Raw genomic sequence first — 12,261 nt, forward strand, 5'->3', positions numbered from 1 at the left:
CCTCCCGGCGGCGCGGTCCGGGAGGGCCTCTTCAGCGGGGTGTCAGCGGCAGTCGCAGGGCTCCCGGCGCTTCCGACGGGACGACCGGACGCCGAGGGGCCACCGCCGCCACCCGCTGGTACGGCGAGCCCAGCGGCGGCCGCGGATCCGGCTCCCCGCGGTTCGGCCAGAACGCCATCGCCCGCTCGGCTTGGGCGGTGATCGTCAGCGAGGGATTGACCCCCAGGTTCGCCGAGATCGCCGAGCCGTCCACCACGTGCAGGCCCGGATGCCCGTACAGCCGCTGGTACGGATCCACCACCCCAGAAGAAGGGGAGTCCCCGATCGCACAGCCGCCGATGAAGTGGCCCGTGATCGGGATGTTCGCCAGGTCCGTCCAGGCGCCCTGGGGCAGCCCGCCGATCTTCTCCGCCACCCGGCGCGTCACCTCGTGCCCGGCCGGGATCCAGTCCGGCGACGGCGCTCCCGCACCCTGGCGCGTGGTCATCCGGCGGCCGAACAGCCCGCGCTTGGTGTACGTCGTCACGGAGTTGTCCAGCGTCTGCATCACCAGCAGCCCGATCATCCGCTCCGACCAGTGCCGCGGGTTGTGGATCCGCAGCAGGTCGCGGCGGGTGCGCCACAGCTCCCGCAGCCCGAGCACCCAGCGCCGGCGCCCCGGGACCGCGTCCACCAGCACCGTCGCCAGCAGGCCCAGCAGGTTGCTGCCGCGCCCGTACCGCACCGGCTCGACGTGCGTCACCGCGTCCGGGTGGATCGACGACGTGATCGCGACGCCCCGCGAGTAGTCCGTGTCCGTCCGCAGCGACCGGGCCGCCAGCACCGCTTCGGAGTTCGTGCGAGCCAGGAGCCCGAGCCGCGGGGACACGAGAGGCAACGTCCCCGTGTCGCGCATCCGGTGCAGCAGCCGTTGCGTGCCCAGCGCCGCCGCGGAGAAGACCACCTGCTCGGCGGTGAACGTCCTGCGAGAACGACCGCCGGTGCGCCGCGTGTCCACCGCGTACCCGCCGTCGATCGGCCGGACCGTCACCGCGGTGGTCAGCGGGTGCACCACGGCACCCGCCTGCTCGGCCAGGTACAGGTAGTTCTTCACCGTCGTGTTCTTCGCCCCGACCCGGCACCCGGTCATGCACTCGCCGCACAGCGTGCAGGAGGAACGCAGGGGACCGGCGCCGCCGAAGAACGGGTCCACCCCGGACTGTCCGAAGTAGACGCCGACGGGCGTGCGCCGGTACGTGTGGCCGACGCCCATGTCGTCGGCCACCTCGTGAAGCACCCGGTCCGCGGCCGTCGTCGCCGGGTTCTCGACCACGCCGAGCATCCGCTTCGCCTGGTCGTAGTACGGCGCCAGCTCGGCCTTCCAGTCGGTGATGTGCGCCCACTGGGGGTCGGCGTAGAAGCCGTCCGGGGGTTCGTACAGCGTGTTCGCGTACACCAGCGAACCCCCGCCGACGCCGGAACCGCTCATCACGAACGTGTTCTTCAGCAAGGTGAGCCGCTGGATGCCGAAGCAGCCCAGCGCGGGTGCCCACAGGTACTTCCGCACCCGCCACGACGTCTTCGCGAACTCGTCGTCGGCGAACCGGCGGCCGGTTTCCAGCACGCCGACGCGGTAGCCCTTCTCGGTCAGCCGCAGCGCCGTGACGCTGCCGCCGAACCCCGAGCCGATCACCAGCACGTCGTAGTCCATCAGCCCGCCACCCGGTAGTCGGCGACGTCGAAGCGCCGCGTCCGGCGGTCGTACTCGGTGACCAGGCCCGGCCAGTTGGTCGTCACCCGGCCGTCGGCCTGCCGGTACCAGCTCGTGCAGGCGCTCCACACACTCCGGCCCAGCCGCCGCTGCACCTCGCGGTCGTACCGCTCTTCGACCTCCGGTCGAACGTCCACATAGGACACGCCGGGCCGGGCGAGGCGTTCCACCGCCTGGCGGATGTAGCGCGCCTGCCGTTCGATCATGTAGATGATGGACCCGGCGCCGAGGTTCGTGTTGGGCCCGTAGACGCAGAACAGGTTGGGGAAGCCGGGCACGGTCATGCCGAGGTAGGCCCGCGCGCCGCCGGACCACTCGTCGGCCAGGGACCGCCCGCCGAGGCCGCGCACCTGCATCCGGCCGAGGAAGTCGGTCGCGGTGAAGCCGGTGCCGTAGATCAGGACGTCCGCCTCGATCTCGGTCCCGCCCTCGACCCGCACGCCCTTCTCGGTGATTTCGAGGATCCGGCGCGTCTCGACGTCGACGTCCGGCTGGGCGAGCGCGGGCAGGTAGTCGTTGGTGAAGAGGATCCGCTTGCAGCCCAGCGGGTACGCCGGCGTCAGCTTCGCCCGCAGCTCCGGGTCCTTGAGATGGCGGCGCCGCAGCTGCGCGGTCCGCAGCTCGAACATCTTCGCCAGCACCGGGTGGCGCGTCATCGCGTACGTGGCGTACTCGGCCAGTAGGAAGATCCGCAGCCGGCCGAGCAGCTGGGTGGGCGGCAGGTGCTCGAACAGCCAGTGCTGCCACCGCCGGTAGCTCGGATCGGACTTCGCCATCACGTACGGCGGCGTGCGCTGGAAGACGGTGACGTGCCGCGCGCGCTTGCGCAGCTCGGGCACGAACTGCACGGCGCTGGCCCCGGTCCCGATCACGGCGACGCGCTTGCCGGTCAGGTCGACGTCGTGGTCCCACCGGGCGGAGTGGAAGGCGTCGCCGGCGAAGCTCTCCCGGTTCGGGATGTCCGGCAGCGCGGGCCGCGACAGCTGCCCGACGGCGGGGACGAAGACGTTCGCCTCGAACGTCCCGCCGGTGCTGGTTTCGACGCGCCAGAGGCCGCGCTCTTCGTCGAAGGCAGCCCCGGTGACCTCGGTCCGGTACCGGATGTGCGGCTCGAGCCCGTACTTCGCGATGACGCGCCGCAGGTAGGCGAGGATGTCGGGCTGGTGCGAGAACCGCTTCGGCCACCGCGGGTTGGGCTCGAAGGAGAAGGAGTACAGCGGCGACGGGATGTCGCACGCGGCGCCCGGGTAGGTGTTGTCCCGCCAGACGCCGCCGGGCTCGGCGGCGCTCTCCAGGATCGTGAAGTCGCCGAACCCGGCGCGCTTGAGCTCGATCGCCGTCCCGATGCCGCCGAACCCGGTACCCGCGATCAGCACCGACGGCCCCTTCGCCGAACCAGTCATGCCGGAAAAGCTACGCACCGGACGGCTGTGACAACAGGCCTGCAGCGGTCACTCAATCGAGATTTCCGGCCAGCCTCACGCCAGCGGGCGGACGCGCACCTCGTACGTCTCCGCGGCCGCCTCCGCCCACTTCACCAGTTCTCCCGCCGAGGCCTCCACCACCCCCAAGTCCCGCTTCGTCAGCTTCTCGAACGGCGACAGCTCGATCGCCGCCGCCTTGCGGGACGCCTTGATCTCCCAGAAGCCGCACACCTGACCGCCCACCAGCAGCGTGCCCTTGACCAGGCCGTTCGCCGAGATCACCCGCTTGCGGTAAGCGTCCGAGATGACCCGCGTCCGGTCCGCGAAGGACAGGATCATCTGGTCGAACGGCCCGAGCAGCCGCGGCGGCGCCGGGACGTCCTCGTCGGGCACCGTCAGCTCCGGCAGGTCCAGCAGCTCGCGGCCGTCCGGGTCGCGGTAACGCCGCAGGTCCATCGACGAAGCCACCTCGCCGAGGCGCGTGATGCCCGCCCACGTCTGCACGTCCGCCACCGTGGCCGGGCCGAACGCGCGCAGGTACCGCGAGATCAGCTCCGCGGGCGAAGGCGGCGGCAGGGGCGCGCCCACCCATTCGTCCAGGCACGCGTACGTCGTCTGCCCGGCCTTGCCCCAGATCGCCCGCGGCGGCACCTGGACCAGGGGCAGCCGGCCTCGGGCCAGGTGGGTCAAGGACGCGGCCGGGACGTCCCAGTGCCGCGCCAGTTCGGCACCCAGCGCCGTGCTGGACAACGCCGAAGCGGTCAGCAGCTCCCGGGCCGCCGAGGCGACCGCGGAGTGGTCGAGGCCGGCCAGCGCCCGCGCGTGCAAGGCGTTCTGCTTCAGGTCGCGGTCGTACAGCACCTGGACGACCGGCCGCCACGCCAGCGCGTCCGCCGCCGTCACGAGGTGGACCGTGCCGCGCATCAGCGCGATCCGCACCACGCGCCGGCTTTCGAGCAGGTCCGCCAGCTCCGACGGCTGGAACCCCTCCAGCCGCGACCACAGCCCGTAGTACGGCGGGAACGGCGCCTGCGCCTGGAGCCCGGCCAGGTGCTCGACCGCGTCGAAGGCGGACATCTTCGCCCGGCGCAGCAGCAGCTGCCGCTCCAGCGTGGCGCGGTTCAGGGCCCGTCGGCTCAACGTCTTCACCTCGTCACCCTAACGACCACTCAGGACAGATCCGGTCCTCGATTGGACACGTTCTCCCGGCGTGATCCAGAATTCCGGCCATGGCCGAGCTCGCCGCGCCCGCCGTCGGGGACTGGGACTTCCCCCGCGGCACCGCGAGCATCGAGCTGATGACGCGGTTCGCCGCCGAGCGTGGCCTCGCCGCGGGCCGGCTGCTCGCCGCGACCACGCTGACGCCGGAACTGCTCGCCGACCCGGCCGTCCAGATCGACGCGCGCCAGGAGTTGGCCGTCGTCCGGGCGCTGGCCGGCCTGGACGGCTCGGACGCGGCGGCGCTGGAGCTGGGGCGCCGCTACCGCGTGACCACCTTCGGTATCTTCGGCTTCGCCTGCATCAGCAGCCCGACGTTGCGCGACGCGATGCTGTTCGCCCTGCGCTACTTCGACCTGAGCTTCGCGTTCTGCATCCCGCACGTCGTGCTCGGCGCCGACCGGCTGACCCTGGAGCTCGACGACAGCCGGGTGCCAGCCGATGTCGCCCGCTTCCTCGTCCTGCGCGACCTGGCCGCGATCTTCGCCGTCATGCGCGACCTCCTGCCCGAGATCGCGCTGGACGAGCTGACCTTCCGGCACGAAACGGCCACGCCGGAGGAGTACCGGGCCGCGTTCGGCGTACTCCCGCGCTTCGGCGCCGACGCCTGCCGCGCGACGCTCGACCCGGCGCTGCTGAGCCGGCCGCTGCCGCAGGCCAACGACCAGACCGTCGCCCTGTGCGCCGCGCAGTGCGAGACGCTCGTCGCGCGACGGCGGCAGCGTTCGGGCATTGCCCAGCTGGTGCGGGAACGCCTGGTCCGGCTCGGCGGCGTCGACGCCGGGATGGACGAGATCGCCCGGCAGCTGACGCTCAGCACGCGCACCCTGCGCCGCCGCCTGACCGAAGCCGGCACGAGCTACCGGGCGCTGGTGGACGAGGTCCGCCAGGCGCTCGCCGAAGAGCTCCTGGACACCGGCGTGCTGTCGGTCGAGGACGTCGCCTACCGGCTCGGGTACGCCGAGGCGTCGAGCTTCATCCACGCGTTCAAGCGCTGGACCGGGATGACACCGGCGGCGTTCGCGCGTCGCTTCCGCGCCGCTCGGCGAGGACCGCCGGGTAGGTGATCTTCAGCAGGTTGAGGATCGAATCGGTGAGGAAGGTGCGCAGGGCCGCGCGGTCCAGCGTGCCGCGGATCAGCCACTCCCGCGACGCCGCGCGCAGCATCCCGCCGAACGACCGGATCATCGCGCGCAGCTCTTCGCGGCCTTCGGTCACGCCGGTCATCAGCGCGGCCTCCAGCACCCGGTCGGCGGCGATCTCGTCGGCCTCCAGCATGATCCGCTCGATCTCCGGGTCGCGCCCGGCCGCCTCCGGCCCGATCACGGTCAGCCAGGCGTCGCGGTTGCGGTCCACGACCTCGATCCACCGTTCGACGCCGATCGACAGCCGCTGCTCCATCGTGGTGTCCGGCAGCGCTTCGGTGACCGGCGCGGGCACGATCATCATCTGCCGCACCACTTCCAGGTACAGCTCGCGCTTCCCGCCGAAGTAGTGGTTGATCAGCGGACGCGCCACCCCGGCGGCCTCGGCGATGTCCGAAGTGGACACCGAGGCGTAGCTGCCCGCGCCGAACAGGTGCCGGGCGGCGGCGAGGATCTCCGCACGCCGTTCGGCCGGTTCGAGCCGGCGGCGCCGGGGCCGGGTCCCACTGGTCATCCGCTCAGCCTCGCGGGGGATCGGCACCCTGTCAACAAAGTAGTTGACCCATCGTCAAAAGAGTGATTCCGGTGGCGGCCCGGCGGTGTTTCGCGCCAACCGTTGTCGTTACGCAACCGGAACAACTCGCCGGTAACTACTCGGCGCCCGGATGCGACGAGACGGCATGGGGGCCCGGACCGGGGGTAAGAGTAGATGAACGAAGAAGGCGCGCCGATCCGGCCGGCCGGGCGCTGGGTGAGCGTCCGCCTGCAGCATCGCCACGTCAGCTTCGACGAAGGCTTCGAAGCGGACGAACCGCTGCCGGACGGCGACTGTGCGGACGAAGCGTCCCTGTCGTACTCGGGCATCGTGATTTCCAGTTACGACCGGGGCGCGAAGGTGTCCGAGCGCTGGATCCCGCTGGGGATCGACCCGTCCGAAGCGGACGACGAGCGGTTGATCGGCCAGCTGCGGGAGGCACTGCTGTGGCAGGCGGGCCGGCCGCCGCAGACCGCCGAGGACTGACCCTGCCGCGGCTGTCTTGAGTGGTAAGTCAGTCGGGGCAGGAACGGCCAACTCACCGCCCGGAACGGCCAACTCGTGCACCGGAACGGCCAACTCGCCGGGGTGTGGGTGAGTTGGTCGTTCCCGCGGGTGAGTTGGCCGTTCCCGTTGGTGAGTTGGCCGCCGCAGACCGCCGAGGACTGACCCCTGCCGCGGCTTGTCGTGAGTGGTAATGAGGGTTCTAACCCGACTTACCACTCACGACGACGTGCGCAGCCCCTCGAAGGCCACCTTGCACACCGCGTCCGCCAGCTCCGCCGCCGCCGAGCCCCGGCGCGGCCGGTACCACTCGATCAGCGAGTTCACCATGCCGAACACCAGCCGCGCGGTCACCGCCGGGTCGACGTCCGGGCGGACGTCGCCCTCCGCTTCGGCCTGCTTCACCAGGTCCGTCACCAGCCGGTCGAACTCGCGGCGGCGGGCCAGCGCCGCCCGCTCCACCTTCGTGTTGCCGCGCACGCGCAGCAGCAGCGTCACGAACGGCAGCCGGTCCGCCAGCACCAGCACGCTGCCGCGGACCAGGTGCTCCAGCCGGTCGATCGCGCGCCCGTCGAGCTGCGCCGTCTCCGACGCCACCTCGAACAGCCCGTCCAGGGCCCGGTCCACCGACAGCCGCAGCAGTTCCTCCTTGCTGGGGACGTGGTGGTAGATCGCCGACTTCGTGATGCCGAGCTTGCGGGAGAGGTCCTCCATGCTCGTGCCGTCGTAGCCGCGCTCGTTGAACAGCTTCACCGCCACCTGCAGCAGTGATTCGAGGTCGTAGCCGGGCCGCCCGCGGCGCGGGGTCGTCACGGCTTGTCCCGCTGGTCGACGACTCGCCGCATCTTGCCCATGGACCGCTCCAGGGTGTCCGGGTCGACGACGTCCACCGACACCGTCACGCCGACGCCGTCCTTCACCCCGCTGACCAGTACGTCAGCCGCCCGCGACCGGTCGTCCGGAGAGGCGTCGTGCCGCGCCTCGACCCGCACGGTGAGGTGGTCGAGCCGGCCGCGCGTGGACCGGACGAGCTGGAAGTGCGGGCTCAGCGCGTCGGTCCGCAGCACGATCTCCTCGATCTGCGTCGGGAAGACGTTGACCCCGCGCAGGATGATCAGGTCGTCGGTGCGCCCGGTCACCTTGGCCATCCGCCGGAACGCCGGGCGCGCGGTCCCCGGGTTCAGCTCGGTCAGGTCGCGGGTGCGGTAGCGGATGATCGGCAGCGCCTGCTTGGTCAGCGAGGTGAACACCAGCTCACCCGTCTCGCCGCTGCCCAGCACATCCTCGGAGTACGGGTCGATCACCTCGGGGTAAAAGTGGTCCTCCCAGATGTGCAGGCCGTCCTTCGTCTCGACGCACTCCTGCGCGACGCCCGGGCCCATCACCTCCGACAGCCCGTAGATGTCGACGGCGTCGAGCGCGAACCGCTCCTCGATCTCGGCGCGCATCTGCTCGGTCCACGGCTCGGCGCCGAAGATGCCCACCTTCAGGGAACTCGCCCGCGGGTCGACGCCCTGCCGCTCGAACTCGTCGAGCAGCGTCAGCATGTACGACGGCGTCACCATGATGATCTCGGGCCGGAAGTCGGTGATCAGCTGCACCTGCCGCGCGGTCATCCCGCCCGACGCCGGGATCACCGTGCAGCCCAGCTTCTCGGCGCCGTAGTGCGCGCCGAGCCCGCCGGTGAACAGCCCGTAGCCGTAGGCGACGTGCACCTTGTGCCCCGGCCGCCCGCCCGCGGCGTGGATCGACCGGGCCATCACCGTCGCCCAGGTGTCGATGTCCTGCTCGGTGTAGCCGACGACGGTGGCCTTGCCGGTGGTGCCGCTGGAGGCGTGGATGCGCCGCACCTCCTCCTGCGGCACGGCGAACATCCCGAACGGGTAGTTCTCGCGCAGGTCCTGCTTGGTGGTGAACGGGAACTTCGCCAGGTCGGCCAGTTCCTTGCAGTCGTCCGGGTGGACGCCGGCCGCGTCGAACTTCCGCGTGTAGGCGGGCACGTTGGCGTAGGCGTGCCGGAGTGTCCACTGCAGACGTTCCAGCTGGAGGGCGGCCAGCTCGTCCGTGCCGATGTCCGTCTCGATCATGCTTCGCCCCGTTTCGCGGAGAGGACGCGGCTGCGGCCGCGGAATTCGGCGACGACCTCGGGGCCGGCGGGGGTCTCCCGGTGCACCGTGACGTCGTAGATGCCGTTGCGGCCGTAGCGGGTGCGCTCGCCGGCCGTCGCGACGAGGTGGTCGCCGAGCCGGCCGGCCGCGACGAACGAGATTTCGGCGCCCGCGGCGACCGTCGCCGGGCCGTGGGTGTTGCAGGCGCAGGCGAAGGCCGTGTCGGCCAGGAGGAAGACGTACCCGCCGTGGGCGATGTCGTGGCCGTTGACCATCGCGCGGGTGATCGTCATGGTCGCGACGGCCTGGCCGTCGCCCGCTTCGACGAGCTCGATGCCCAGCGCGCGGGAGGCTTCGTCGGCGGCGAACATGGTGTGCGCGGCGTTGGTCATGCACCCTCCGTCCCCACTGACCGAATGGACGGTCACCTCGCGGTGCCGCTCAGTAAAGGCAGTGGTCCGGGCCGGTGTCAAGCGCCCGGGCCTTCCGATCTTCGGGCTCGACGGCTACCATGCGATTAACTGAACGTACGGTAGGTAATTCGGCGAGAGGGTCGGACCTGATGGCATTGCTGCGCAGCTACGTCTCGGGCGGGTGGCACACGGCGACCGGCGAGGGGGTCCCGCTGCACGACGCGGCCACCGGCGAAGAGGTCGCCCGGATCTCGTCGGCGGGCGTCGACTTCGCGGCCGCCCTCTCCTACGGCCGCACGGTCGGCGGCCCGGCGCTGCGGGAGCTGACGTTCCACCAGCGTGCGGCCCTGCTCAAGGCCCTGGCCTCCCACCTGCGTGAGCACCGCGACGAGCTGTACGCACTCTCCGCGAAGACCGGCGCCACCCTCGGTGACTCGAAGTTCGACATCGACGGCGGCATCGGCGTGCTGTTCAGCTACGCCTCCAAGGGCAAGCGCGAGCTGCCGAACGACACCGTCTACGTCGAAGGCGCGGTGGAGCCGCTGAGCCGCGGGGGCACGTTCGTCGCCCAGCACATCGCGACGCCGCTGCGGGGCGTCGCCGTCCAGATCAACGCGTTCAACTTCCCGGTGTGGGGTCCGCTGGAGAAGTTCGCGCCCGCGTTCCTGGCCGGCGTCCCGAGCCTGGTCAAGCCGGCGAGTTCGACGGCGTACCTGACCGCGCGGGTGGTCGAGCTGATCATCGAGTCCGGGATCCTGCCCGAGGGCTCGCTGCAGTTCGTCGCCGGCAGCGCCGGCGACCTCCTCGACCACGTCACCGCGCAGGACCTGGTGTCGTTCACCGGCTCGGCGTCGACGGCCCAGAAGCTGCGGGCGCACCCGGCGGTCGTGCGGAACTCCGTGCGCTTCAACGCCGAGGCCGACTCGCTGAACTGCTCGATCCTCGGCCCGGACGCGGTGCGCGGGACCACCGAGTTCGACCTGTTCGTCAAGCAGCTCGTCACCGAGATGACGGTCAAGGCGGGCCAGAAGTGCACCGCCATCCGCCGCGCGTTCGTCCCGGCCGAGCTGCTGGACGACGTCGCCGCGGCCGCGTCCGAGCGGCTCGCGAAGGTGACCGTCGGCAACCCGGCGTCCGAGGGCGTCCGGATGGGCGCGCTGGCCAGCCTGGAGCAGCGCGAGGAGGTCCGGCGGTCGCTGAAGGCGCTGCTGGACGCCGGGAGCGTCGTCTTCGGCGACCCCGAAAACGTCGAGGTGGTCGACGCCGATGCCGAGCGCGGCGCCTTCATCTCGCCGGTGCTGCTCAAGGCCGACCCCGAACGCTCCGAGCCGCACGAGGTCGAGGCGTTCGGCCCGGTCTCGACGCTGATGCCCTACACGTCCACCGAGCAGGTCGTCGACTTCGCGGCGCGGGGTGGCGGCAGCCTGGCCGGGTCCGTCGTCTCGGCGGACAAGGAGTTCGTGCGCGAGGTCGTCCTGGGCGCGGCGCCGTTCCACGGACGGCTGCTGGTGCTGGACGCCGAGGACGCGAAGGAGTCCACCGGGCACGGCTCGCCGATGCCGCAGCTGGTCCACGGCGGCCCGGGCCGCGCGGGCGGCGGCGAGGAGATGGGCGGGATCCGCGGGGTCCTGCACCACATGCAGCGCACCGCCGTGCAGGGTTCGCCCGCGGTGCTGTCGGCCGTCACCGGCCGCTGGGTCACCGGCGCGCCGCGCACCGAAAGCGACGTGCACCCCTTCCGGAAGTCCCTGGCCGAGCTGAAGATCGGCGACTCCGTCGTCGCCGGGCCGCGCACGGTGACGCAGGCGGACATCGACCACTTCGCCGAGTTCACCGGCGACACGTTCTACGCCCACACCGACCCCGAAGCGGCGGCGGCGAACCCGCTGTTCGGCGGGATCGTCGCGCACGGCTACCTGGTCGTCTCGTTCGCGGCAGGGTTGTTCGTCTCGCCCGAGCCGGGCCCGGTGCTGGCCAACTACGGCCTGGAGAACCTGCGCTTCCTCACCCCGGTCAAGGTCGGCGACTCGCTCACGGTGACGCTGACCGCGAAGCAGCTCACCCCGCGGATCGACCAGGAGTACGGCGAGGTCCGCTGGGACGCCGACGTCACCAACGCCGAGGGTGAGTCCGTGGCCAAGTACGACGTCCTGACGCTGGTTTCGAAGGAGCAGCCGTGACCGCGGTAGCAGAATCCGCGCTCGAAGAGCAGTTCGAGCACACCATCGAGCGCGACCAGCGGATCGAGCCCCGCGACTGGGTGCCCGACGGCTACCGCAAGACGATGATCCGGCAGATCGCGCAGCACGCGCACTCGGAGATCATCGGCATGCAGCCCGAAGGCAACTGGATCACCCGGGCGCCGTCGCTGCGGCGCAAGGCGATCCTGCTGGCCAAGGTCCAGGACGAAGCCGGCCACGGGCTCTACCTGTACTCCGCGGCGGCGACGCTGGGCGCGGACCGGGCGGACCTGACCGACAAGCTGATCACCGGACGGCAGAAGTACTCGTCGATCTTCAACTACCCGACGCTGACCTTCGCCGACGTCGGCGTGATCGGCTGGCTGGTCGACGGCGCGGCGATCTGTAACCAGGTGCCGCTGTGCCGGTCGTCCTACGGGCCGTACGCGCGGGCGATGATCCGGATCTGCAAGGAGGAGTCGTTCCACCAGCGGCAGGGCTACGAGCTGCTGATGACGATGATGAAGGGGACTTCGCAGCAGGGGGAGATGGTCCAGGAGGCCGTCAACCGCTGGTGGTGGCCGTCGCTGATGATGTTCGGGCCGCCGGACGCCGACTCGCCGAACACCGCGCAGTCGATGGCGTGGAAGGTCAAGCGCCACACCAACGACGAGCTGCGGCAGCGGTTCGTGGACATGTCGGTGCCGCAGGCCGAAGCCCTCGGCGTCACGTTCCCGGATCCCGATCTGAAGTGGAACGCCGAGCGCGGGCACTACGACTTCGGCGCCGTGGACTGGGACGAGTTCAAGAACGTGCTGAAGGGCAACGGGCCCTGCAATGCTTCGCGGATCGCACACCGGCGTCGCGCCCACGAAGACGGCGCGTGGGTGCGGGAAGCCGCCGTCGCCCACGCCGCGAAGAAGAACGAGGAGCGCAAGTGAGCGACCTGACGGCCGAAGGCGGCCACGGCGCCGTTCCCCTGGA

The 12,261-nt window shown here is 71.1% G+C and carries 11 protein-coding genes; 4 read left to right on the forward strand and 7 right to left on the reverse strand.

Annotated elements, in window-relative coordinates:
- Positions 1-31: 31 nt before the first annotated feature.
- The 3 genes from ACLJQF_RS44140 to ACLJQF_RS44150 form a co-directional block, all read right to left on the reverse strand.
- Positions 32-1,690: a GMC oxidoreductase gene (locus tag ACLJQF_RS44140; protein ID WP_410616296.1), complete on the reverse strand. Its 1,659-nt coding sequence runs from the start codon at positions 1,688-1,690 to the stop codon at positions 32-34.
- On the reverse strand, positions 1,690-3,153 hold the full coding sequence (locus tag ACLJQF_RS44145) for a flavin-containing monooxygenase (RefSeq protein ID WP_410616297.1): 1,464 nt from the start codon (positions 3,151-3,153) through the stop codon (positions 1,690-1,692). Before ACLJQF_RS44145 ends, ACLJQF_RS44140 begins: the two co-directional genes overlap by 1 nt.
- A 75-nt stretch (positions 3,154-3,228) precedes the next feature.
- Positions 3,229-4,323, reverse strand: coding sequence for a winged helix DNA-binding domain-containing protein (locus tag ACLJQF_RS44150; RefSeq protein WP_410616298.1), 1,095 nt, complete (start codon positions 4,321-4,323; stop codon positions 3,229-3,231).
- A gap of 80 nt (positions 4,324-4,403) precedes the next feature.
- Between ACLJQF_RS44150 and ACLJQF_RS44155 the strand changes: the two genes are divergently transcribed.
- Positions 4,404-5,459 (forward strand): AraC family transcriptional regulator, encoded by a 1,056-nt coding sequence (locus tag ACLJQF_RS44155; protein ID WP_410616299.1) that lies wholly within the window; start codon positions 4,404-4,406, stop codon positions 5,457-5,459.
- Here ACLJQF_RS44155 and ACLJQF_RS44160 read toward each other — a convergent pair.
- Positions 5,380-6,051 (reverse strand): TetR/AcrR family transcriptional regulator, encoded by a 672-nt coding sequence (locus ACLJQF_RS44160; RefSeq protein ID WP_410616300.1) that lies wholly within the window; start codon positions 6,049-6,051, stop codon positions 5,380-5,382. The two genes, ACLJQF_RS44155 and ACLJQF_RS44160, sit on opposite strands and share 80 nt — an antisense overlap.
- A 195-nt stretch (positions 6,052-6,246) precedes the next feature.
- On the opposite strand from ACLJQF_RS44160, the gene ACLJQF_RS44165 reads away from it, so the two are divergent.
- Positions 6,247-6,558, forward strand: coding sequence for a hypothetical protein (locus ACLJQF_RS44165; protein WP_410616301.1), 312 nt, complete (start codon positions 6,247-6,249; stop codon positions 6,556-6,558).
- Between the two features lie 237 nt (positions 6,559-6,795).
- Here ACLJQF_RS44165 and ACLJQF_RS44170 read toward each other — a convergent pair whose 3' ends face one another.
- Genes ACLJQF_RS44170 through paaI form a run of 3 tightly spaced genes read right to left on the reverse strand, consistent with a single transcriptional unit; the run spans position 6,796 to position 9,076 of the window.
- Complete coding sequence (locus ACLJQF_RS44170; RefSeq protein WP_410616302.1) at positions 6,796-7,389, reverse strand: TetR/AcrR family transcriptional regulator; 594 nt, start codon at positions 7,387-7,389, stop codon at positions 6,796-6,798.
- Positions 7,386-8,663: a phenylacetate--CoA ligase PaaK gene (paaK, locus tag ACLJQF_RS44175; RefSeq protein WP_410616303.1), complete on the reverse strand. Its 1,278-nt coding sequence runs from the start codon at positions 8,661-8,663 to the stop codon at positions 7,386-7,388. The genes ACLJQF_RS44170 and paaK overlap by 4 nt, the downstream gene beginning before the upstream one ends.
- Entirely contained in the window at positions 8,660-9,076 is a 417-nt protein-coding gene (gene paaI / locus ACLJQF_RS44180) for a hydroxyphenylacetyl-CoA thioesterase PaaI (RefSeq protein ID WP_410616304.1), read from the reverse strand. The genes paaK and paaI overlap by 4 nt, the downstream gene beginning before the upstream one ends.
- Before the next feature lie 170 nt (positions 9,077-9,246).
- Here paaI and paaZ point away from each other — a divergent pair, with 170 nt between their 5' ends.
- Together paaZ and paaA are read left to right on the forward strand one after the other, a co-directional pair.
- A complete protein-coding gene (gene paaZ / locus ACLJQF_RS44185) occupies positions 9,247-11,277 on the forward strand; it encodes a phenylacetic acid degradation bifunctional protein PaaZ (RefSeq protein WP_410616305.1) in 2,031 nt (676 codons plus the stop codon).
- Positions 11,274-12,218 carry a 1,2-phenylacetyl-CoA epoxidase subunit PaaA gene (gene paaA / locus ACLJQF_RS44190; protein WP_410616306.1) on the forward strand — a complete coding sequence of 315 codons (945 nt, stop codon included), beginning with the start codon at positions 11,274-11,276 and terminating at the stop codon, positions 12,216-12,218. The genes paaZ and paaA overlap by 4 nt, the downstream gene beginning before the upstream one ends.
- Positions 12,219-12,261 lie beyond the last annotated feature (43 nt).

The sequence above is a fragment of the Amycolatopsis sp. lyj-109 genome, assembly GCF_046548995.1.
Lineage (GTDB): Bacteria > Actinomycetota > Actinomycetes > Mycobacteriales > Pseudonocardiaceae > Amycolatopsis.

Excerpts from the sequence above, each read along its gene's own strand:
- ACLJQF_RS44155 (WP_410616299.1), top strand. The coding sequence starts at position 4,404 with ATGGCCGAGCTCGCCGCGCCCGCCGTCGGGGACTGGGACTTCCCCCGC.
- ACLJQF_RS44165 (WP_410616301.1), top strand. The coding sequence starts at position 6,247 with ATGAACGAAGAAGGCGCGCCGATCCGGCCGGCCGGGCGCTGGGTGAGC.
- paaZ (WP_410616305.1), top strand. The coding sequence starts at position 9,247 with ATGGCATTGCTGCGCAGCTACGTCTCGGGCGGGTGGCACACGGCGACC.
- ACLJQF_RS44160 (WP_410616300.1), bottom strand. The coding sequence starts at position 6,051 with ATGACCAGTGGGACCCGGCCCCGGCGCCGCCGGCTCGAACCGGCCGAA.
- ACLJQF_RS44145 (WP_410616297.1), bottom strand. The coding sequence starts at position 3,153 with ATGACTGGTTCGGCGAAGGGGCCGTCGGTGCTGATCGCGGGTACCGGG.
- ACLJQF_RS44140 (WP_410616296.1), bottom strand. The coding sequence starts at position 1,690 with ATGGACTACGACGTGCTGGTGATCGGCTCGGGGTTCGGCGGCAGCGTC.
- paaK (WP_410616303.1), bottom strand. The coding sequence starts at position 8,663 with ATGATCGAGACGGACATCGGCACGGACGAGCTGGCCGCCCTCCAGCTG.
- paaI (WP_410616304.1), bottom strand. The coding sequence starts at position 9,076 with ATGACCAACGCCGCGCACACCATGTTCGCCGCCGACGAAGCCTCCCGC.